The sequence below is a fragment of the Streptomyces sp. CNB091 genome (genome assembly GCF_000377965.1).
In genome coordinates this window covers 295,747-317,785 of record NZ_KB898998.1, presented here as the reverse complement: position 1 = coordinate 317,785, position 22,039 = coordinate 295,747, and the positions used below count along the sequence as shown (strand labels likewise).

Annotated in this window: 9 protein-coding genes; 2 read left to right on the top strand and 7 right to left on the bottom strand. The window is 68.9% G+C overall.

All coding sequences use genetic code 11. The annotated features are described in order from the left end of the window. Positions 1-72 precede the first annotated feature (72 nt). Both D581_RS0118070 and D581_RS0118065 read left to right on the top strand, forming a co-directional pair. Positions 73-3,138 carry an SDR family NAD(P)-dependent oxidoreductase gene (locus D581_RS0118070; protein WP_486585848.1) on the top strand — a complete coding sequence of 1,022 codons (3,066 nt, stop codon included), beginning with the start codon at positions 73-75 and terminating at the stop codon, positions 3,136-3,138. Positions 3,139-3,184: 46 nt separating this feature from the next. Further along, positions 3,185-3,793 (top strand): hypothetical protein, encoded by a 609-nt coding sequence (locus D581_RS0118065; RefSeq protein ID WP_051114597.1) that lies wholly within the window; start codon positions 3,185-3,187, stop codon positions 3,791-3,793. 256 nt (positions 3,794-4,049) lie between these two features. Here D581_RS0118065 and D581_RS0118060 read toward each other — a convergent pair whose 3' ends face one another. The 7 genes from D581_RS0118060 to D581_RS0118030 all read right to left on the bottom strand — a co-directional run bounded on the left by D581_RS0118060 (position 4,050) and on the right by D581_RS0118030 (position 22,039). Then, on the bottom strand, positions 4,050-8,573 hold the full coding sequence (locus D581_RS0118060) for a non-ribosomal peptide synthetase (RefSeq protein WP_018958619.1): 4,524 nt from the start codon (positions 8,571-8,573) through the stop codon (positions 4,050-4,052). A gap of 5 nt (positions 8,574-8,578) precedes the next feature. Beyond that, a complete protein-coding gene (locus D581_RS1000000139010) occupies positions 8,579-11,728 on the bottom strand; it encodes a condensation domain-containing protein (protein WP_018958618.1) in 3,150 nt (1,049 codons plus the stop codon). A 1-nt stretch (position 11,729) separates the two neighbouring features. Then, positions 11,730-12,935, bottom strand: a complete 1,206-nt coding sequence (locus tag D581_RS0118050) for a class-II aminoacyl-tRNA synthetase family protein (RefSeq protein ID WP_158688614.1) — start codon at positions 12,933-12,935, stop codon at positions 11,730-11,732. Between the two features lie 98 nt (positions 12,936-13,033). Continuing rightward, positions 13,034-13,285, bottom strand: a complete 252-nt coding sequence (locus D581_RS0118045; protein WP_018958616.1) for an acyl carrier protein — start codon at positions 13,283-13,285, stop codon at positions 13,034-13,036. Between the two features lie 28 nt (positions 13,286-13,313). Next, a complete protein-coding gene (locus D581_RS0118040) occupies positions 13,314-14,159 on the bottom strand; it encodes a 3-hydroxyacyl-CoA dehydrogenase NAD-binding domain-containing protein (protein WP_078625873.1) in 846 nt (281 codons plus the stop codon). 91 nt (positions 14,160-14,250) lie between these two features. Next, positions 14,251-18,834: a type I polyketide synthase gene (locus tag D581_RS01000000137405; protein WP_078625869.1), complete on the bottom strand. Its 4,584-nt coding sequence runs from the start codon at positions 18,832-18,834 to the stop codon at positions 14,251-14,253. Further along, positions 18,827-22,039 carry a non-ribosomal peptide synthetase gene (locus D581_RS0118030; protein WP_018958613.1) on the bottom strand — a complete coding sequence of 1,071 codons (3,213 nt, stop codon included), beginning with the start codon at positions 22,037-22,039 and terminating at the stop codon, positions 18,827-18,829. The genes D581_RS01000000137405 and D581_RS0118030 overlap by 8 nt, the downstream gene beginning before the upstream one ends.

Genomic DNA, 22,039 nt, shown 5'->3' with positions numbered 1-22,039 from the left:
GTCGCGGAGGCCCTGGTCGCCGCCGACCCGGCACGCGTCGTCGGTGGCCACTACGAGGGTGCCCGGCCGGACGTGGCCTTCCTGCTCAGCGGCCAGGGTGGCCAGTACCCGGGTATGGCGGCCGAGCTGTACGCCGAGGAACCGATGTTCCGCCAGGCCGTCGACGCCTGTACGCAGGCTTTGGCAGAGGGTCGGACCGGTGTGACCATACGGGCCCACCTTCTCGGTGACCGGGATTCAGCGCAATCGGCGACCGCGCTGAACCAGACGGAGGCCGCGCAGCCCGCATTGTTCGTTCTGGAGTACGCCCTGGCCCGCATGTGGGAGTCGTGGGGCATCGAGCCCGTGGCACTGCTCGGGCACAGCCTCGGCGAACTCGTCGCGGCCTGCCTGGCAGGTGTGTTCACTCTGCCGGACGCCTTGCGTCTGGTCGTGCTCCGCGGAGCGCTGATGCAGCGCCAGGTACAGGGCTCCATGCTGAGCGTGGTGGCGGACCGCGAGTCCATCCTGGCCCTGCTCCCGGAGGGCCTTTCGCTGGCCGCCCACAACGGCCCGAAGGACTGTGTGGTGGCAGGCCCGGAGCCCAAGGTGACGGCGTTCGCCGGGCAGCTCGCGGTCCGTGGAATCCCCACTCACCCGGTGGCGACGTCGCACGCTTTTCACTCGGCCCTCATGGCACCGATGGTCGAGGAGTTCGTGGCGGCCGTCGCGGCAGTCCCCCGTCAGGCGCCCCGGGTGCGCTTCGTGTCGAATGTGACCGGTACCTGGATCACCGCCGAACAGGCACAGGACCCGGAGTACTGGGGCCGGCAGATCCTGAGTCCGGTCGATTTCGTCGCCGGGGTGAACACCCTGGCCGGCGAACCGAATCTGGTATATCTCGAGGTTGGTCCTGGGCCCACGCTCAGCAGCCTGGTCCGGCGCATCCTCCCCGGTGGCACCGCACGGCTGGTCACCGCGACACTGCCCCACCGGCGGGACGGGCGGCATCCTCTGGAGGCCGCACAGCGTGCGCTCGGCCAACTGTGGTTGCACGGCTGCGAACCGGACTGGACCGGATTCTACGGACACGAGCGGCGCCGCCGCGTCGGCCTGCCCACCTACCCGTTCCAGCGGCAGCGGTACTGGCTGGAGAGGCGCGCCCCCTCGACCACGGAGCGACCACCCGTGAGACGGCCCGATGTCTCGAACTGGTTCCAGGTCCCGTCCTGGGAGCGCACCGCGCTGCCACCCGCACGGCCTGACCGCGAGGGCGAGCGCTGGCTGGTGTTCACCGATGCCCTCGGTCTCGGTGCGGCGGTGGCGGCTCGTCTGCGGGCAGCCGGTGCCGCGGTCATGACGGTCTCGGCGAGCCCGACGTGGAATCGGTGGGCCGGCGGCCACTTCACGATCGACCCGCAGAGTTCGTCCCACTACGGCCGTCTCCTGCAGGCCCTTGCCGAGGACGGACCCGTACCCTCGCGAATCGCCCACTGCTGGACGGTCACTGACGCTCCCGCGCCACAGGAGACGCCGCAGGACGACGCCACGTCGCTACAGCTCGGTTTCAACAGTCTGTTGTTGCTCTCCCAAGCCTTCAACGGGCTCTTCGACCAAGCCGACCGCGCCGTGTGGGTGGTGAGCAACGGGATCCATGACGTGGTCGGATCCGAACCGCTCATGCCGCTCAAGGCCACTGTGCTCGGGCCGTGCCGGGTCATACCGCGGGAACACCCCGGCTTGGCCTTCCGCAGCATCGATATCGTCCTGGACGGTTCGCCCGTCGATGCGCACGCCGCACGGCTGGTCGCCGAGTTCGCCGTGCCGCCGGCACATGCCGCGGTGGCACACCGGGGGCCGCACCGCTGGGCCCAGACCTATGCTCCGGCTCCGCTGCCTCCCTCGGAAGACGGGGCTTCGGCCTTGCGCGACGACGGCGTCTACCTGATCACAGGTGGTACCGGAGGCCTTGGGCTCGTGCTGGCGGCTCATCTGTCCCGGCCGGGCCGCAAGCTCGCCCTCATGGCCCGCACCGCCGTCCCGGTGGAGGGCGACGGAGAGCTGCTCGCCACCCGGCCCGGGGGCCCCGGTGCGACGGGGACGGCTCGGAAACTGCGTGAGATCAAGCAGCGGGGATCCGAGGTGCTGATAATCGCGGCCGACGTCTGCGATCCCGCGCAGACCGAAGCGGCGGTGACCCGGGTGACGGACGCGTGGGGGCGGATCGACGGCGTGTTCCATGCCGCGGGAGTCGCCGGCGGTGGGCTCGCACAGCTCAAGACCTTGGAGGAGGCCGCCGCGGTCATGGGTCCGAAGGTCGCGGGAACGCTCAATCTCGAACGGGCACTGACTCCGCTAGAGCCGGACTTCATCGCACTCTTCGGTTCCAACGCCGCCAACGTGGGCGACTTCGGGCTCGTGGACTACGTGGCGGCCAACTGCTTCCTCGACGCCTACGCCCATTCCCGTGCGTCGACCGCAGAGTCCTCACCTCGCGTGGTCACGGTGGACTGGGGACCCTGGCAGGAGGTTGGCATGGCCGTCACCACTGATCTGGGCAACGGCCTGGCGCACGCGCGAGGCAAGGACGTCGCCGAGCGCGGAATGGCTCCCGCCGACGCGATCGAGGCGCTGGAGCGCGGTCTGTCCGCCTCGCGCGAGCCCCAGCTGATCGTGACGCCCGTGGACGCGCGTCACCTGATCGAGCAGGCATTCACCCTGCGCGGCCAGGGGCAGAACGCCGATGGACGGCTGAGCGGCCTGGGCGCACCCCAGACCGTGCACCCGCGCCCCGAGGTGTCCAGCGCCTACGTGGCACCGCACGGCACGGTCCAGCGCCAACTCTGCACCATGTGGCAGGAGCTGTTGGGCATCGAGCAGATCGGAATCGACGACAGCTTCTTCGACCTGGGCGGGAGCTCCCTTGTCGCCATTCAGCTCATCTCGACCATCAACAAGTCCCTCGACACCGCGCTGACGGTGGCTCAGCTCTACGAGGCCCTGACGATCGCCCGCTTGGCGGCGCTGGTCGACGAGGGTGGCGTCGATCCTGTCGAGAGCGCCAGAACCTCGCTGGAGGAAGTGAGGAACCGCGCGGGTTCACGACGCCGTCAGCAGCAGAACCGTATGGTCCGCTCGCGTAGCCGCCGTCAGCAGTGAAGCGAAAGGAGGCAGCAATGCCGGTGAACGCAATGCAGGGGCCACTGTGAGCACGGAACCGGAGTACGTGGCCACCCAGCCCCGCAACCCTCGCCTGATCCGGCTCATTACGGATGTCCGCGGCGCTGTGCGCACCCGGCTGAAAGGGTCGGCCGAGGAGATCAGTCAGCGGGTGGCCGCGGCGCTCGCCCCACACATCGGCCTCGACGACCTCCTGACACCCGCCCAGCAGGAAGCCGACCGGGATGGATACAAGCAGCACATCCTGTACGTCGCGGCGGACGGTTCCTTCTCCGTCGTCGCGCTCGTCTGGCTGGCGGGTCAGCGCACTCCGATACATGATCACGTCTCCTGGTGCGTCATCGGGATCCATGAGGGTGCCGAGCAGGAGACTGTCTATCGCCTCACTGGCGATCCGGACAAGCGGCACCTCCTCGCCGTGGACACCACCACCACCGGAGTCGGCGCGGTGACGGCCCTCGCTCCCCCGGGCGACATCCACCACGTGCGCAGCACAGCCGTCGGAAGGACCATCTCCCTTCACGTGTACGGAGCGGACGTCAGCCAACTCGGCACCAGCATCCGAAGGGTCTACAACCTGCCGGTAAGGGAGACGCAGGCCGCAGACGGCGGAGAGCCCGTTCCCGGGCGGTGACGGCCGGAAAGGGTCCAGAAGCGTCGGCCGGTGAACCGGGCCCGGTGCCCGTCGGGCTCGCAGACAGTCCGGCCACGGACCGGGTCCCGGCTCCGGGGCCGGCAGGCACCAGGCCTATCCGTGCTGTCTGGTTCTCGCCCGTCGGAATCCGGTCCGTACCCGCCACCCGGCGCGGAGAAGCCCGTCGCCCGAGATCGAAAAGGTGACGGCCCGCCGAACGCGTCGGCGGGCCGTCACCTCAATTCTTCCGGGGCCGTCAGCCACCTGCCGTCGCACCTACGACGGTATCGGGGTCCCGAGCCACCCGTTCCAGCAGGATGGTGTAACGGCTGAGCAGGTCCTGCGCCGCTTCGGCGGTGAAGGTGTCGAGAGCGTAGGCGAGACGGACCTCGATCCCGTCCGGCGTGCCGTCCGCGGCTCGGCGCTCCGCTAGCTCGAACCGCAAGTCGAACCGTGCCGGCTGTTCGCCCAGCGGTTCGGGTCGCACGACGAGGCCGGGCAGCGATAGGTCCGGCACACCGTTGTTCTGGAAAGCGAGCATGACCTGGAAGAGCGGATGCCTGCCGACCGAGCGGGCCGGGTTGACCGCCTGAACGATGTGGTCGAACGGCACGTCCTGGTTGGCGTACGCCGCGAGGTCGGTGGCGCGGACCCTCGACAGCAGCTCCCGGAAGGTAGGGCTTCCGTCCGTCCTGGTCCTCAGAACCAGCGTGTTGACGAAGAACCCCACGAGGTCGTCGAGGGCCTCGTCGGTGCGTCCGGCGATCGGTGTTCCGATCGCTATGTCTGTGCCCGCGCCCTGCTCGGTGAGCAGGGCAGCCACTGCGCTCTGGCACACCATGAACAGGCTGGCACTGCAGTCGTGCGCCAGCGCCTGCAGCGGTTCCTGAACGGACGCGGGAAGCCGGGCGAGGAGGTGCCCGGCCCGGTACGAGGGGGTCTGCGGCCGTTCGGTCGCGCCGGGAAGCACCAACTGGTCCGGCAGTTCCGCCAGTTCCCGCACCCAGAATCTGGTCTGCCGGTTGAACTCGGACTCCGGGCGGTCGGCTCCGCCCAGCACCTCGTGGCACCACAGGGTGTAGTCCGGGTACTGCACGGCGAGGTCGGGCCACATAGGCCGGGTGCACGCGGCCGATGCGGCGTAGCCCCGGGCGATGTCCCTGGCCAGCGGCGTGAGCGACCAACCGTCACAGACGATGTGGTGCAGCACGAGCAGGAGTACGTGCTCCTCTTCCGCGATCCTGAACAAGCGTGCCTGCACCGGTGTTTCCTCGGTGAGGTCGAACGGGTACCTGGCCTCGGAGGCGAGTCGGCCCGGCAGGTCCTCCTCGGCCGTGTCGAAGAGCGGTAGCTCGACACGAGCCTCGTCCGGTTCCAGCACCACCTGCTGGGGAGCGCCGTCCCAGTCCGGGAAGGCGGTGCGCAGGCTCTCGTGCCGGGCGACGACATCATTGATCGCCTGGTGCAGGGCCCCGCGGAGGAGAGGTCCGGTCAGTCTGAGGGCCATCGGCATGTTGTAGTTGCCGTTCGAGCCGTCCAGCCTGTTCTGGAACCAGAGACGGCGCTGCACCGGAGCCAGCGGCACGTCCTCCGGCCGGTCCATCGGCTTCAGCGCAGGACGCGTGGCCGCGGGCTGCTCCGCCAGTCTTTCGGCGAGGAGGGCGACTGTCGGAGTCTCGAAGAGTGCCCGCAGCGGTACTTCCACACCCGTTTCCAGCCGGATCCGGCCGATGAGCCGGGTGGCCAGCAGTGAGTGCCCACCCAGGTGGAAGAAGGAATCGTCGATCGTGACCCGGTCAAGCCCCAGCACCTGGGCGAACAGCTTGCACAGGAGTTCTTCCCGTTGTGTCCGCGCGGTGCGGCCGGACGAGGCCGACTGGAAGTCGGGGGCGGGCAGAGCCTTGCGGTCGATCTTGCCGCTGGCGGTCAGCGGCACCTCGGAGAGCGGGAGAACCAGAGCAGGAACCATGTAGTCAGGCAGCTGCCCGAGTAGGTGTGCGCGTAGTTCCGCTCCGTCGAGTCCACTACCGGGGCGCGCGGGGACGACGTACGCGATGAGCCGCGGCCCACCCTCGGGACCGGGGCGGTCGACGACCACCGCCGTTTCCACGTCCGGGTGGGCCGCCAAGGCCGCCTCAATCTCACCGGGTTCGATCCGGAAGCCCCGGATCTTGATCTGTCCGTCGACGCGCCCGTGGAATTCGAGCTGTCCGTCGGGGCGACGCCTGACCAGGTCGCCCGTGCGGTACATCCGCCCGTCGTCTTCGTTCCCGAAGGGGCACGGCGGAAAGCGTTCTGCCGTCAGTTCCCCCTGATTGAGGTACTCGTCGGCGAGGCAGTCGCCCGCGAGGTGCAGTTCGCCCACCACGCCCACCGGAACCGGGCGCTGCCAGGCGTCGAGCACGTAGGTCCTGGTGTTCCACACAGGGCGGCCGAGAAGGACCTCGGGGTCGTCAACCTCGGCGTAGAGGCTGTCCGCGCCGGCCTCGGACGAGCCGTAGAAATTGATCAGGCGCGAAGCCGGTAGGTGGGAGGCGAACTGTTGTACCAGCTCCGGGGCGAGGGCCTCACCACTGGATACCCAGAGCCCGCAGGTCGTCAGGTCACGCCGACCCGCCTCTTCCAGCAGGGCTCTCAGCAGACTCGGAACGACCGTGATGCGGCACGGGCCCGCACTCTCGATCAGCGCCGCGAGTGCAACCGCGCTCCGGGCGGTCTCGCCGTCGGCGAGCGCGATCCGGGCGCCGTTCAGCAGAGCTCCCAGCAGTTCGACGGAGCCGTCGACGAAGCTGAGGGTCGTCTTGGCGATCACCGTCTCGTCGGGACCGTACGGAAACTCAGCGGCGTACCAGGCAATCCTGTTCAGGATGGAGCGGTGGCTGCCGACTACGCCCTTGGGCCGACCGGTGGATCCCGAGGTGTAGACGACCCATGCCGGGTCGGCAGCCGTCGGTGCGGCGAGGAGGTCACCATCCTTCAGGTTGTCGGCGGACAGCCCCTCCGTCAGCGTACGAAAGCCGTCGTCGCCCTCCACCGCCGTGAGGGACGGAACGTCCGCTCCGACGACGGACAGCAGTTCCTCCGTGGTGAGCACGACATCGGGTGCCGCATCGCCCAGCATGAAGCGCACACGCTCTGCCGGAAGGTGCGGGTCCACCGGTACGTATGCGGCGCCGGACTTCAGGGTCGCGAGCAGCGCGACCACCATGTCGGTCGAGCGGGGGAGCATCAGGGCGACGCGCCCCCGGGAGCCCACCCCGCGGCCGACGAGAAGCCGCGCCAACCGGTTGGCCCTGTTGTTGAGTTCACGGTACGAGACGGCGGTCTCGCCGTACACCACCGCGTGCGCTTCGGGGGTGCGCTCGGCCTGCGCTTCGAAGCGGTCGGACAGGGTTCCCGCCGGAACGTCGCGCACCGGTCCGTGCCAGCGCTCCAGGAGGGTCTCCCGCTCGCCCGGGAGCAGGGGAACCAGATCCCGGACACTGCTCCCGTGTCCAGCGGCCATCATCGACAGCAGCGCGGCCAGCCGGTCGGACCAAGACTGCGCCTCCTCGGCCGTCATGAGGTGGGGCTGGTAGCCGAGGCGTATCTCCAGCGTGGCGCCGGGGACTACGGTGAGGGAGAGGGCGTAGTGGGTGGCGTCCGCGATGTCCGCGCCGGTGAGCCGGATCCCCGGGGCCAGCTCGTCCCCCACGGTGGCATCGACCGGATAGTTCTCGAAGGCGGTCACGGTGTCGAAGAGGGCGGGCAGTCCGGTCAGTTCGTGCAGGTCCTGAAGCCCCAGATGGTGGTGGGGCGTCAGTCGGGCCTGCTCGTCGCGCAACCGGCCGAGATAGGCGGGCACGGACTCGTCGGCGTCGAGCCTCACCCGGACCGGGACGGTGTTGGTGAGCAGTCCGACCATGGACTCGACACCGGGGAGTTCCGGCGGCCGGCCTGACACGACGGTCCCCAGGATCACGTCCTGGCTTCCCGTCAGCCACCCGAGCAGCAGACCCCATGCTCCCTGCACCACGGTGTTCAACGTGACCTGACCACTGTGTGCGAGATCGCCCAGGGCCTCGGTCCCGGCCTCCGGCAGCACAGATACGACGGTGCGGGGCAGCTCCTGATGCCGCAGAGGCGCCACCGGCGCGCTGGATGCCACCATGGCCGGCTGATCGAAGCCCTCCAAGGACTCTCCCCAGGCCGCGACCGCTTGCGGGTGGTCCTGGTCCGCCAACCACTCCAGGTACGAGCGATACGAGGCGGGTTCCGGGAGGGTGGAGGCATCCCCGCCCCCGGCGTAAACGCGGAAGATCTCCTGGACCAGTACCGGGAACGACCAGCCGTCGAGCACCAGGTGGTGATTGGTCATCACCAGGGTCCACTGCCCGTCGCCGGTCCGAATCAGCCTGAAGCGCACAAGCGGAGGGCGGGCGAGGTCGAAGGGGGCGCACCGGTCGGCGGCGACCAGTCGGTCTCGGTGGGTGGCCCTTCGGGCCTGTTCCACCGCACGCAGATCGGACGTGGACCAGGCGGGTGCGGCGTCGCGCACGACGAACTGCAAGGGGTCGCCGCCCGCGCGGCGGGCCTTGAATCCGGCGCGCAGCGAGGTGTGGCGCTGCACGACGGTCGTACACGAACGGGCGAGGAGTTCCACGTCCAGCGGACCCGACAGATCAAGGGTCAGCTGCGCGGTGTACAGGTCGGCCGCCGCCCCGGCCAGCTGGGCGTGGAAGTACAGCCCGGACTGCAGGGGGGTAAGCGGGTAGACGTCTTCCAGTCGGGATGTGCGCATCGGTTCTAGGCCCACCGTTCCAGTTCGGCTTCCAGATCATCGACCTCGTCCTGACCAAGCCCGGTGAGAAAGAGGTCGGATGGGGTGTGCCTGCTGACCTGTCGGCCCGCGGCATCGGCGGCGAGTGAGTCCAGGGCTTTTCCCCAGAGCGTGCACAGCCGGTCCAGGTCTCCATCGCGAAGCCATCCGGCCGGCGCGCTCCAGCCGGCCTCCAGCTGAGGCCCGTCGCTCCCGTCCCGGACCAGAACGTCAACGGTGAGCCCGTGGTCCACCGGGGTGCGAGGGTCACGCCCGTCCCTCAGGACGTCGGCGGCGGAGACCGGGGTCCAGTCGGCGTCCTCACGGCCCGGGAGACGCCCCACGTAGTTGAAGAGGATCTGCGGCCTTGCCAGATCGCGCAGCTCCCGTCCGGTGTCCACGTTGAGGTGACGCAGCAACCCGAATCCGAGCCCGTCCCCCGGGGCAGCACGCAGCTGTTCCTTGACCCGCGCAAGTGCATCTGTGGTGTCCCGGGGGATTCTGTCGGTGGCGTCCGCGGGGTTCAGCCGCACGGGGTGCATGCTGGTGAACCAGCCGACCGTGCGGGACAGATCGGCCTCGTAGCCGCCGTCCGCCCTGCCGTGCCCTTCCAGGTCGACCAGCACGTCGTGGGAGGCGGGGAGTCCGCGTTCGCTGCGCCACGTGTGGAGCGCCAGGGTCAGGGCGGTGAGCAGGACATCGGGAATCGTGCCGTGCACGACGGCGGGCACCGAGGCCAGCAGGGGAGCACTGCGCGCGGAGTCGAGGACAACGTATCTCCGCGTGCTGCTGCCGGCGGTGTCCGCCGCCGGATCCAGAGGACGTTCCCCGAACGACGGGCCATCCGCGGCAAGCACGGAGCGCCAGTACGGCAGTTCCGCCAGCCTGCCAGGGTCGTGGGCGGAATCCCGCAGGAGCTCGCTCCACCGCTTGAACGAGGTTCTGACCGGGGGTAGTTCCATGTCGCGGCCGGCCTGGTGGGCATCCCAGGCGAGGGCCAGGTCACGCAGGAGCGTGTACCAGGACGCGCCGTCCACGGCGAGGTGGTGAACCACGAGCAGCAACATGCCCCGCCGGTCGGGTCCGCCGTCGAAGAGGCGCGCCTGGAGCAGGATGCCGGCCCAGGGGTCGAGCCGCTCGGCGGCCTGCCGGACGTGAGCAGCGGCGAGCACGCCGGCCTCCTCGGCCGAGCGGTCCTCCACGTCGACACGCTCGACGAGGCCCGCCACGGCGACGCTGCCGACCGGGCCGATACGCAGGCGCCACCCGTCGCCCTCATCCACCAGCCGCGCCCGCAGAACATCATGATGGTCTACCAGGAAGGTCAGCAGCGTGTGCAGGATGTCCGGCGTGAGCCCGGCTGGGGTGCGGATCAGCAGGGACTGCTGGTACGCGTCCACCGGGCCGCCGAGCTCCTCGAGCCATCGCAGGATCGGACTCGCCGGGACCACGCCGGTGGCGCTGTCGTGCACGGCGCGCCGTTCCGCCGTCCCGTCCTCCTGGGACACGGGGACCGCGACCCTCGCAAGCTCTCCCGGCGTCTCTCGGGCGAAGACTTGCTTGAGGGTGATGACCCACCCGTTCTCCCGGGCTCGGGAGACAAGCTGGATCGCGGTGATGCTGTCGCCGCCGAGGTCGAAGAAGGCGTCGTCCGAGGCCACCTCCGCGACCTTGAGGACGCTCCGGAACAGTTGGACGAGCGCCTCCTGTGCGGACTCGGTCCCGCCATCCGCGTCCTGGTCCGGTGCGGCGCAGCGCGGCGCACCCGCCCGGGTCGTCGGCTGTGCCTCCTGCCCGACCGTGTCAGGGGTACCGGCCCTGAGCGCTCGCGGGGCCGGGGACACCACGACGGATCCTATGGCGGTCTGCGGCCCGTCGGCCGCGGCACGGAGTAGGCCGAGCAGCACCTGCTCGTGATGGGAAAGCTCCTCGGCCCCGTACCGGGCGGAACTCGCGTCCGTGTCCACGCTCAGACCCGCCCCGTCCTGGCGCCCGCAGACCGCGACGGCGATGTCGCCGACCGGGCCATTGGACAGGTTGTGGGCGACGGCGGCGTGGCCTCCGACGAGAAAGGTGTAGGGGAACGTCATGACGTTCACCATCGGGCCGACGACCCCGCGCTCGCCGCGGGCGTAGCCTAGGTCACGGTGCAGGTCCTCGGCACGGTAACGCTGGTGCGGCAGTGCTTTCTTGATCGCCAGGGCTGCCTGGCGGGTCAGCGCGGCGAAGGTCATGCCGCCGTGCACGGTAAGACGCAGGGGCACGGAGTTGGACAGCATGCCGGGGGTGCGCCGTGCGACGTCTCCTCGCCGGGCCGTGACGGGGAGCGAGACGACGACGTCTTCGGCTCCCGTCGTCAGGTGCAGCTGGGCGGCCACGGCCGCCACCATCGTCGGGGCCAGGGACCGGCCGAGACCGGCGCGCAGCCGGTCCGCCTGGTCCGCGGGGATCCGTGCGTTGCGACGCAGCACAGGCGCGGCCGGCTGCCAGGAACGGTCGGAGAGCGACACGGGGCGGGGCCGGTCAGCGAACTGATGATGCCAGAAAGCCCGGTCCGCCTCGAAGGCCGCCGACGCCCGGTACGTCTCCTCGACCGCAAGCAGGTCGGCCAACGAGGCAAAGGAGGACGGGGCCGCCCGCGGGCCGCCCATCTCCTGCGTGTAGAGGTCGGCGACGCGCTGGGCGAAGAGCGCCGCCCCGAATCCGTCCACGGCCAGGTGGTGGGCGCGCTGGTACCAAAGGAATCGCCGGGCGGAGAGCTTGAGCAGGCACACGGTGAAGACCGGTTCCCGGGTCACGTCGAGAGGCCGGGCCAGATCGTCCCTCATCCAGCCGAGCGCTGCGGGTTCGGGGTCCTGCGCGATGGTGAGGTCCAGGAAGCGGATGTCGGGCGACGGCGCGAGCAGTACCGACTGGCGTGGGCCTCCCGGCGTGTCGGTGACCGTCACTCGCAGCGCCTCAGTCTCCTCCCAGGCCCGGATCCAGGCGGTACGAAAGGCTGTGGCATCGACCGGTCCGGCTATGTCGAAGTATTCCGCTATCTGGTAACGGCCCGCGTGAGTCTCGTCCTGGTCCGCGAACCAGATCCCGAGCTGTGCCCGGGAAAGGGGGAAGCCGGTGCTCAAGTTGTCGCTCATGTCAGATCTCGCTCAGCCCTTCGACGCCGGCGCGTACCGCGGCGGGCCAGCCCTCGGCGTCCACCCCGTACTGGCACAGGAACGCATACACGAGACGCTCCAGGCCGAAACCCACACAGGCACTCCTGACGGGGCCGTCCGTGCCGTGCTGGATGCCGAAGTTCCGGCCGAAGAGGTCGTCGTGGAAGTTGAAGGATCCGACTGCGACGGTCCGGTCGGGTCCGACGGCGAGGTGAAGTTCGTACTTGAGCTCCAGCAACCGCTGCGACCAGATGCGCTCGGATGTGTCGGTGCCGCAGAAGAAGGGATCGTTGCCCACCTCGCAGAACCCGGACAGCCCGAGCTCCTCGACGAGCGCGAACACATTCCGCATGAACGTCTCGCGTGCCGAGAGCACCTCGTCGCGCGCGCCCATGAACACGATCTCGCGGATGGTGAAGTCCCAGAGCCGTTCGAGCGTGGTGGCGTAGTCGGACTCGTACCGGAACGACTTGCCGCGGGCGGTCACCACGTGGAGCCGCTCCGCGCTCAGCTCCCGCCCGCTGTACTGGTGGAACGTGTGGTAGCACATCGTGGGCGGCAGGCAGTAGTCCACATTTTCGCACAACTCGAGTACGCCGGAGTCGATCCCGGCTACCGCGTACTTCTCCTGGAACCCCTGATACACGTCGATGTCGTTGTGCAGGCGCGTCACGAACATGAGGTGCTGCGGGAAGGACTTGAAGTATCCGGCCGTCTCCAGCGCCCGAGTGCTGATGAGCGTCGGGTAGCGATACTCGTTCACCTGGAAGTCCTGGCGGAGGAGTTTCCTGACCGTCCGGTCGAAGTACTCCAGCAGGGAAAGGAACGGCTCACCGACCGCCACCTGGCCTTCACCGGCCTCGCTGGCCGCTCCGGCACGGACAAGAAGGTCGAAGGTCCCCTCCCCCACCTCGTGCAGGCGGGAGGACTGCCACACGCGTTTGGAGGCGGTCGGCCTCTGCGGTCGTACGTCGCTGTCGACCACGCGATTGATCTTGTCGGCCAGGACAGCAGGTTCGAGGGGCTCCGACGACCGGATCACCACACCGTGCACCTTGCCCTCGTCAACAACGAGCTCGAACATGTCGATGTCGCTGGAAACGAAGAAGATGCGCCGCTCGATCTCGGACGCGAGCTGGTCCGGCACTGGAGTGTGCAGATCAATTCGGGCACTGAATTGGGTCATGGTCGTTCACTCCTGGCCGGATGGTAAGCGGGACGTTCCGAGAGCTGCTCGCAGGCACCCCATGCACGGCCCCCCGGGGACCCCGGGGGGCCACGCGGTCAAACCGCCGTGGCGGTCTTCGCTTTGACGAGGTCAACGAGGCCCGAAACGGTACGGAAGTTGTCGAACTCCATGTCCTCCGCACCGAGCTGCAGAGAAAACTCCTTTTCGATAAAGAGGACGAGCTGCATAGCGAAGAGGGAATTGACGTATCCCAGGGCGAAGATGTCGTCTCCGTCCGCGACTTCCTGTCCACCCAGGTGGGGGGCGAGGAATGCACGAATACGAGCCTTCACTTCGTTGTGCGTCATGTCGTTCTCCTGATAGCTGGGAAGAATTTCAGTAGGTGTAGAAACCGCGGGACGTCTTGCGCCCGAGCAGCCTGGCGTCGACCATCTTCTGCAGCAGCGGGGCAGGCCGGTACTTGGAGTCCTTGAAGCTCTCGTACATGACCGTGAGCGAGTTCAGGATGGTGTCCAGACCGATCAGGTCACCCGTCTCCAGGGGGCCCATCTTGTGGCCGAAGCACCCCTTGAACATCCGGTCGACGTCCTCGGCAGTGGCGACCTGGTCCTGCACGCAGAAGACGGCTTCGTTGATGGTGAGCATCAGGACTCGGTTGGTCACGAACCCTGGTGCATCCTGGACGACGATTCCCTCCTTCCCTACGCCCTTGAGGAGACGCAGGGCGATGTCGAGCGTCTGGTCCGACGTGAAGTACCCACGGATGACCTCGACGGTATCCATGAGCGGCACGGGATTCATGAAGTGCAGTCCCAGCACCTCAGCGGGCCGCTCGGTGACCGACGCCACGCGAGTAATGGGAACGGCGGACGTGTTGACCGCGAACACCACGCCCGGACGGCAGATCTTGTCGATCTTCTCGTAAACATCACGCTTGATGTCCCAGTTCTCGGTGACATTCTCAACGACGAAGTCGACGTCGGCCAGAGCTGTCAGTTCGGTGCTCGCAACGATGCGACCCAGGATGGTCTCTGTATCGCCCGCGAGCTTCTCCGCGCGGAACAGGCCCCGCATGCGCAGGTCCCTCTCCATCTGGCTCCTGGCATCGGCGAGCTGGCGCTCCACATTGTCGACGAGGATCACCTCGAACGACGACTGTGCTAGGGATTGCGCCACCCCGCGGCCGATCGTTCCGGCTCCGATGACACCTATCTTGCTCATGCTCACGCGTGCCGCCTTCGGTTGTTCAAAGCAAATAGAGGGTATGGATTGTCAGCCCAGCCCGGTGGAGGAGGACCGGAACCTTGATTCGTTACTGGCCTACGGCCTCGCGAAGGTCATCGACGAGCCGGCCGAGGGCGCGCACGGTGGGACCTTCATAGACGACCGTCAGCGGCACCGCCAGAGACAGCTCATGGCGCAGCCGGTGCACGACCTGCAGGCCGAGGAGGGAACTTCCGCCGAGTTCGAAGAAGTTGTCGTGTACGCCGACGCTCTGGACCCCCAGCAACTCCTGCCAGATCTCCGCGACCTGCCGTTCGGTGTCGGTGTCGGGCGCCACGTAGGGGTTGCGCAGGTTGGGCCGCTCATGCTGCTGCCGCGGCATGGCGACCTCCGCGGCAGGCGCGGCCCACTGCTCGCGCCGCCTGACCGGATCGGAGGTGGAGACCACGACCTGCGCCTGCGGGACCCCCGCAAGCAGGGCTTCCGTCACCCGGCGTCCTTCGGCGGGGTCCAGGGCCAGAGCTTGGATCGCCGAACCTATACCGGCCTCGTCCCTCGGCTCCGCCGAGAAGCGCCAGGCTTCCCAGTTGACGCTGCACCACGGCTGCCCAGCGCCGTGACGGTGCTGGGCAAAGGCGTCGAGCACCGCGTTCGCGGCCGCATAGGCGGCGAACCCAAGCCCTCCGAGGAGGGAGGCGATAGAGGAGCAGAGGATCGCGAAGTCCAGCTTCTGGTCCACCAGTACGTCGTCGAGGACATACGTGCCGTACAGCTTCGGGTCGAAGTGCCAGGCGCTCTCGCGCTCGCCGAGGTCGGCCACCACGCGGTGGGCCGCACCACCAGTCGTTCCGGCACAGTGCAGCAGCCCGTCGACCCGGCCGTACGCCTGGACCACCGTCTCCTTCACCTCTCGCATGCGGACGAGGTCGGAGACGTCGGCAGCAAACACCATGACCTCAGAGCCCAGCTCTTCGAGGGCCCGGACGCCCCGGATCAGGTCCAGGGTGGCCGCAGGATGGTCCGGCGATTCCCAGGTCTCCCGCGGCGGCAGCCCGGTGCGTCCCAGGAGGACCAGCCGCACCCGTTCCTGCTCGGCTATGGCCCGTGCCATCAGCATGCCAATCTTCCCCAGCCCACCCGTGATCAGGTAGACCCCGTCGGCCCGGACCGGGGCGGAATCACGGCGCGGCTGCTCGGCGGCCACGAAGGTGGGAGCCCACCAACGCCGCCCGCGCAGCGCGAGCGTCCGCTCACTGGCGGGACGGGAAAGCTGCGCCAGGAGACCGTCGAGGACCTCCGGTGCGGCGTGCCCGTCGGCGAGGTCGAGTTGGATGCAGGTGAGCGACGGGTACTCCTGCGGGAGTACCCGAGCGATGCCCTGGACCGCCGCCTTGGGAGGGCACAGCGCCTCTGCCCCGGTCACCGAGTAGATCTCGCTGGACACGACGTCCCAGCGTTGCGGCAGCCTCATCACTTCCGGCTCGGTGGCCTGGGCCCAGTGCAGCAGCGAGTAGAACCCCCGGTCGAGGAGAGCCCGCACATCCTGCGGGGCTGTGCTGTGGTCCGAGTCGTTGCCCACGCTCCAGCAATGGAGCACACGGTCCGGCGGCGCCCCGTCCTCCCGCAGGGCCTCGGCCAGCTTGGCGTAGTGCTCAGGGCTGCCTGGGTCGAGCACGTAAACGCCCTCCCCCTTGCGGCTCCACTCGCTGCCCGCCCGGACGGTGTGCACCGTCGCACCGAGGCCTACGAGCCGTTCCGCCAGTCCACCGCCGACTCCGGCCTCGTCCGCGAAGACGAGCCAGCTGTGCGCCGCCAGCTCGGCCGTGCGGGCCGGGGGCACCGGAGCTGTCTGTTGCCAGGAGGGCGCGTAGAACCACTCCTTCGACTCCTTGTATCGGCGGGCTTCGGCAGATGCCCCGGCCTGGACCGTGCTGCGCTCCACCCAGTAGCGGCGGCGCTCGAACGGGTAGGTGGGCAGCGGGGTCCGTCGTGCTCCCTCCAGCTCCGGGAACGGTTGCGCACGTCCTGCCAGCCACAGCCTCGCGGCGGCGCGGAGCATGGTGGCACGGTCGCTCTGCCCATCGAAGAACCCGGGGAGCGAGTGCACCACGACCCGGTCGGCCACGGCGGCCGCTCCGGGGTGCTGTACGACGCCGGGGACCATGCTCTGGCCGGGACCGACCTCGACCACGATGACGTCGGGAACAGACCAGAGGGTGCCTATACCGTCGGCGAATCGGACCGGCTGCCGCATGTGCTCGGCCCAGTACTCCGGGCTGGTGGCCTCTTCGGGCGTGATCCAGGTGCCGGACATGTTGGAGACGAAGGGCGTGGCGGGTGGGTTCAGCCGAACAGTCCGGACCAATTCCGCATACGGCTCGACGACCGGGTCCATCATCGGCGAGTGGAAGGCGAACCTGGTAGTGAGGCGGCGCGAGGCGATGCCGTCCGCCATGAGGTCGCGGCCCACGGCTTCGATACCTTCGACCGTGCCGGAGAGCACGCAGGTCTGCGGTCCGTTCACGGCCGCGAGGCAGATGTCGTCGTTCGTGTAGCGGGCTACCGCTGTTTCCGGCAACGGCACCGCGAGCATCGCGCCCTCGCCCTGCCCCTCGATGAGCCTCGCGCGCTCCACCACCAGGCGCAGCACGTCCGGCAGTGAGAAGACGCCGGCCAGGCAGGCTGCCACGTACTCTCCGAGGCTGTGCCCGATCATGGCTTCCGGCACGACGCCCCAGGTGCGCCAGAGCCTGGCCAGGGAGTACTCCAGAGCGAACACCGCGGCGTAGCCCAGGAGGGGGCTGTCGAGCGGGTGATCACTGCGCTCCGGCTGGCGCAGCATGCTACGGAGGTCCATGCCTCCCGAGTCCCCTCTTCCGCTAGCCGCGTAGTCGGCGTCAGGGGTGAGCATGGCGGGGCGGATATCCTGTCCGAGCAGGGGCAGCAGGATCTCCGCGCATTCGTCCAGTGCCTCCCGGAAAACCTGCTCCTGCTGGTAGAGGCCGGCGGCCATGCCAGGGTACTGCGCGCCGAAGCCGGTGAAGACGAAGGCGACAGGCCTGTTGGAGGTCTGCGGGCCAGATGCGGTGAGGAGTCTGCCGTCGTCCGGCGCGCCGAGGATGCCCGATGCGTCGTCGACACTCCCGCACAGCAGCGCTCGCCGGTACGGGAATTCCCTGCGGCCTCGTTGCAGGGTGAACGCGACGTCCTCGAGTGGCACCTCGGGGTGGGTGCGCAGGTGGTCGAGGAGGTCACCTGTCGCCACGTCGAGGGCCTCGGGCGACTTGGCCGAGAGGACCAGCAGCTGTTCCGTGTCCGGGCCGGGCGGGGCGGCCCTGGGGATCTCCGGGGGCTCCTCGACGATCAGATGGGCGTTGGTGCCGCCGAGGCCGAACGAACTGACGGCGGCGCGGCGCGGCCCCGTGTCCTGGGGCCAGGGCAGGAGCTCGCTGTTGACGTAGAACGGGCTGTCTTCCAGACCGAGCCGCGGGTTGGGCTGCTCGAAGTGCAGGGTGGGAGGGATCTCCCCGCGTTCCACTACCAGGGCAGTCTTGATCAGACCGGCCACGCCCGCGGCGGAGTCGAGGTGTCCGATGTTGGTCTTGACGGAACCGAGGGCAGTCCGGGCAGCGGGGACATCGCCGTATGCCGAGGTGAGTGCCGACACCTCGATCGGGTCGCCGAGGAGGGTGGCGGTCCCGTGCGCCTCGACGTAGCGAATGCTCTCCGGTTCCGCGTCCGCGTTGGCGAGCGCGGTAGCGATGACGTCGGCCTGGGAAGCGGCGCTCGGAGCGCTGAAGCCCGCTCGTGCGGCGCCGTCGTTGTTCACGGCGCTGCCCTTGATCACGGCATGGATGTGGTCGTTGTCGTTGACGGCGTCCTGAAGGCGCTTGAGCACCACCACGCCGACGCCGTCGCCCCCGACGGTGCCCTGGGCCCGGGCGTCGAAGGTGCGGCAGTATCCGTCCGGCGAGTAGATCCCGTCCTCGCGGTAGAGGTAACCGTCGCGCCGCATGACATCGACGGCGACCCCCCCGGCGAGGGCAGTGTCGCACTGGTAGGAGAGCAGCGCCTGGCACGCCTGGGCGACCGCGACCAGGGACGTCGAACAGGCGGACTGCACGTTGATGCTGGGGCCGCGCAGGTCCAGCTTGTAGGAGACCCTGCTGCTGAGGAAGTCCGACCGGTTCCCGATCACCAGCTGGTTTCCGCCCATCACCTCCACCGCGTCGGGGTGGGAGGCGACGTTGACAAGTAGGTAGGTGTTGTTTCCGGCACCGGCGTAGACGCCGGTCAGGCCCTCGTAGCGGTCGGGGTCGTACCCCGCACTCTCCAAGGCTGACCAGGCGCACTCCAGGAACACGCGGTGTTGAGGGTCCATCAGCTCGGCTTCACGGGGCGAGTAGCCGAAGAATGCCGCGTCGAACTTGTCGCTGTCCTCCAGCAGGTAACCGGCAGGCACGAAGTCCGGGTCGTTCAGGGTTTCGGGGTCCGCGCCAAGCTCGGCGAGGTGCCCTTCGTCGAACTGGGTAACGGCGCAGTTACCGGCCTTGAGGTTGCTCCAGAACTCCTCGACCGTCCGGGCCTTGGGGAACCGGCCCGCCATCCCCACAATGGCTATGTCGAGGCTGTCCTCGAACAGACCGGAATCATTGGGGAGTTGCTCATTCATGGCGGCCTCGCTTCGCTCGCAACTGCTGCTGACGGCGCTTCATGAGCGCGTTCTGCTGGGCACCCCTGGTCTTGCGGCTGGGATCGGGCGGGGAGGCTTCCCGTCCCGCGGACAGGAAAGCGGCCTGTGTACGGACGGACGTGTGCTGGAACAGGTCCAGGAGATCGATGTCGCATCCCGCGACGGCCTGGAGGCGGTGCTGGAGTTCGACCAGGAGCAGGGAATGCCCTCCGATGTCGAAGAAGTTCTGGTCGACACCCACGGCATCGAGCCGCAGCACCTCCTGCCACGCCCGCGCGACCTGGCGCTCGACCTCCCCCTGGGGCAGGGAACCGGCCGCCCCTGCCCGTTCGGCCACCACCGCCGGGGCGGGCAGCGCGGAACGGTCGACCTTGCCGTGCGGGGTCAGCGGCAGGGCGTCCAGCACCACCGTCGCCTGCGGGACCATGTGCGGGGACACCCGCTCCCGCACGTGGGCTTCGAGGTCCCCGGCGGTGACCGCCCGCGGTTCGGGCACCTCCGCGTAGCCGACGATCCGCCGGTCCCCCGGATTGTCCTCACGGACGACGACCACGGCTCCGCGTACGGCGTCATGGCTGGTGAGCGCGGCTTCTACCTCTCCCAGGGTCACGCGGAAGCCCCGTATCTTGATTTGGTCGTCGCGCCGTCCCAGGAAGGCCAGAGATCCGTCGGCCAGACGTCGCACGATGTCTCCGGTCCGGTAGAGACGCGCGCTCTCCGAACCGCCAAGGCTGTCCGGCACGAAGGCCTCCGCGGTCAGTTCGTCCCGGCCGTGGTAGCCGCGGGCCAGATTCGTGCCGCCGACGAGCAGTTCGCCAGCCACCCCGAAGGGCACGGGGTTGCCTTCGATGTCGACCACATGTGCCTGGGAGTTCGGAAGCGGAACGCCGATCGGCGCCGTGCCCCACGGCGCCTCCAGGTGCTCGGCGACGGTCAAGGTGAGCACGCCCACCGTTGCCTCGGTCGGACCGTAGTGGTTGAAGACCCGGCAGTGCGGCACCAAGCGCTGGATACCGGTCATCCACCGCCAGTCGGATGCCTCGCCCCCGATCACCAGCAGACGGCGGGGAAGAAGCTCCTCGAACCGGGCCGACGCCTGCAGCGTCCGCAGGTGCGAGGGAGCGATCTTCAAGCAGTCCACTTCGTGTCTCTGCATCCAGTCCGCCAGCTTCGTCGCGTCCAGGGCGTGCTCGCGTGACAGCAGATGGACCTCGCCGCCTGTGGACAGCGGCGGCATCAGAGCCGTGACGCTGGAATCCACGGTGAGGGGCTGGACCATCGCCCAGCTCAGCGGGGTCTCGATGCCCAGTCGCTCAATGACTGCCCTTGTGTAGCTGACTAGTTGACGGTTCTCCACGACCACGCCCTTGGGCTTGCCGGTCGAGCCCGAGGTATAGAGCAGGTAGGCGGCGTCCGCCGACGCCGAGGGCGGTGCGGTCCGGTTGTGCACCGGGCGGCCTGCCAGCTCCGTCCAGTCCGCGTCCAGCACAATCGTCTCGTACCCGCCGGCCATCGTGGGATCGGTGCAGACCACGACGCGGACCTGAGCATCCGAGAGGATCGTCTTCCTGCGCTCCGCCGGATCCCGGGGGTCCAGCGGGACATAGGCTCCTCCGGCCTTGAGTACGCCCAGTAGTGCCACGACCATCCGCCTGCCTCGGTCCATGCATATGCCGACGGTGATCTCGGGGCAGACACCCAGCTGCCGCAGCAGGTCAGCCTGCTGGTTGGCCAGTGCGTTGAGTTCCCGGTACGTGAGTGTCCCGTCGTGCGACCGGACCGCGACTGCGTCGGGGGTCTTGTCCGCCTGCTCCTCGAAGAGCTGGTGGAAAGTCCTGTCCGGAAGGTCTGCCCGTACGCCGTTCAGTTCGGCGATCGTGCGTTCCTCTTTCTCCGTGAGGAGAGGGGGCGCGGAGCTGGCCCGATGCGGGTTCTCGACGGCGGCGTCCAGCAGCTTCAGGTAGTGCCGTACTGCCCGCTGGCCTGTGGTGCGGTCGAACACGTCCTTCGCGAACAGCAGTCGTCCGGTTATCCCGGTGTCCCCCTCGACGAAATCCAGGGTGAGGTCACCGAGCACGCTCTCGGCCGGGGCGTCCAGGAACCAGGTCCGGACACCGGGCAGTTCACCTATCCGGGAGGCGGTCCGGTAGGCGAACGCCGGCCTGCCGAGCAGCTCTGCCGCAGACGGCCGGGCGGTGGAGAGGGCGGCCTCGACGTCCGTCCGCGTCCGGGTGATCAGCTCCGTCAGGAGGGCGCCCGGGACGACTTCGGACCGGACGACGGCCGTCGTCTCGGAGGCCTCCCCCGCGACGCCCTTCACGGGGACGGTCACGGCTTGTGCGGCCTGTCCGCTGTAGCGGTGCAGGAGGACGAGGTACATCGCGAGCAGTACGTGGTGGAGCTCGGCACCCTGCCGTGCGCCGAGCGTACGCAGCGCAGCGGCGGTCTCATCCGGGACCTCGAACGCCACGCATCCGGCGTCGAGGTCGCGCCGGGCCGGGCGGGGCCGGTCCAGGGGGAGCTCGGGAACCGGAGGTAGCGCGGCCAGGCGGTCCACCGCCTCACCGGAAGGCAGGGCCACTGCCTGTGCTCCTGGGAGTCCACCGGTTCCCTCCTCCTCCCGGACCACCGATGTCGGGGCTTCTTCCGTGGTCACCCCTCCGGTCAGGGCCCGGTATGTGGCCGTCATATCCCGCAGAACCCGCTCGACGAGGGCGTGGTCGGCGACCAGCCGGTGCGCGACGAGGACAAGGAGGTGTTCGGCGGCTCCGCTCCGAATCAGCAGGGCACGGGCGAGCGGGCCACTCTCCACGCCGAAGGGGGCGCGGAGCGCTTCGGCCGCCAGATCCCGTATCCGGCAGTTCCGTTCGTCACCTTCGAGTGCACTCACGTCGGGGTACTGCAGCGGCAGTTCCACCGGGTCCGCCGAGATGCGCACGGGCACACCATCGGACACGGTGAAGCGCGCACCGGGTGACAGGTGGGCAGCGGTGGCCCTGCGCAATGCCGCCAGGAGCGCCGCCCGGTCCGGCTCACCGGCCAGCCCGATGGTGGCGGACACGTGGGTTGCCGGGCAGCCCGGTACAAGCCTGCCGAGGAGCCAGGTCTGATGCTGGGCGGTGGTCAGGGGTGCGGGCTCGGCGAACCCGATCGGCTCGCCGGGCGTCCGTGCGTGTTCGTCCAT

Excerpts from the sequence above, each read along its gene's own strand:
- D581_RS0118060 (WP_018958619.1), bottom strand. The coding sequence starts at position 8,573 with ATGCGCACATCCCGACTGGAAGACGTCTACCCGCTTACCCCCCTGCAG.
- D581_RS1000000139010 (WP_018958618.1), bottom strand. The coding sequence starts at position 11,728 with ATGAGCGACAACTTGAGCACCGGCTTCCCCCTTTCCCGGGCACAGCTC.
- D581_RS0118050 (WP_158688614.1), bottom strand. The coding sequence starts at position 12,935 with ATGACCCAATTCAGTGCCCGAATTGATCTGCACACTCCAGTGCCGGAC.
- D581_RS0118045 (WP_018958616.1), bottom strand. The coding sequence starts at position 13,285 with ATGACGCACAACGAAGTGAAGGCTCGTATTCGTGCATTCCTCGCCCCC.
- D581_RS0118040 (WP_078625873.1), bottom strand. The coding sequence starts at position 14,159 with ATGAGCAAGATAGGTGTCATCGGAGCCGGAACGATCGGCCGCGGGGTG.
- D581_RS01000000137405 (WP_078625869.1), bottom strand. The coding sequence starts at position 18,834 with ATGAATGAGCAACTCCCCAATGATTCCGGTCTGTTCGAGGACAGCCTC.
- D581_RS0118030 (WP_018958613.1), bottom strand. The coding sequence starts at position 22,039 with ATGGACGAACACGCACGGACGCCCGGCGAGCCGATCGGGTTCGCCGAG.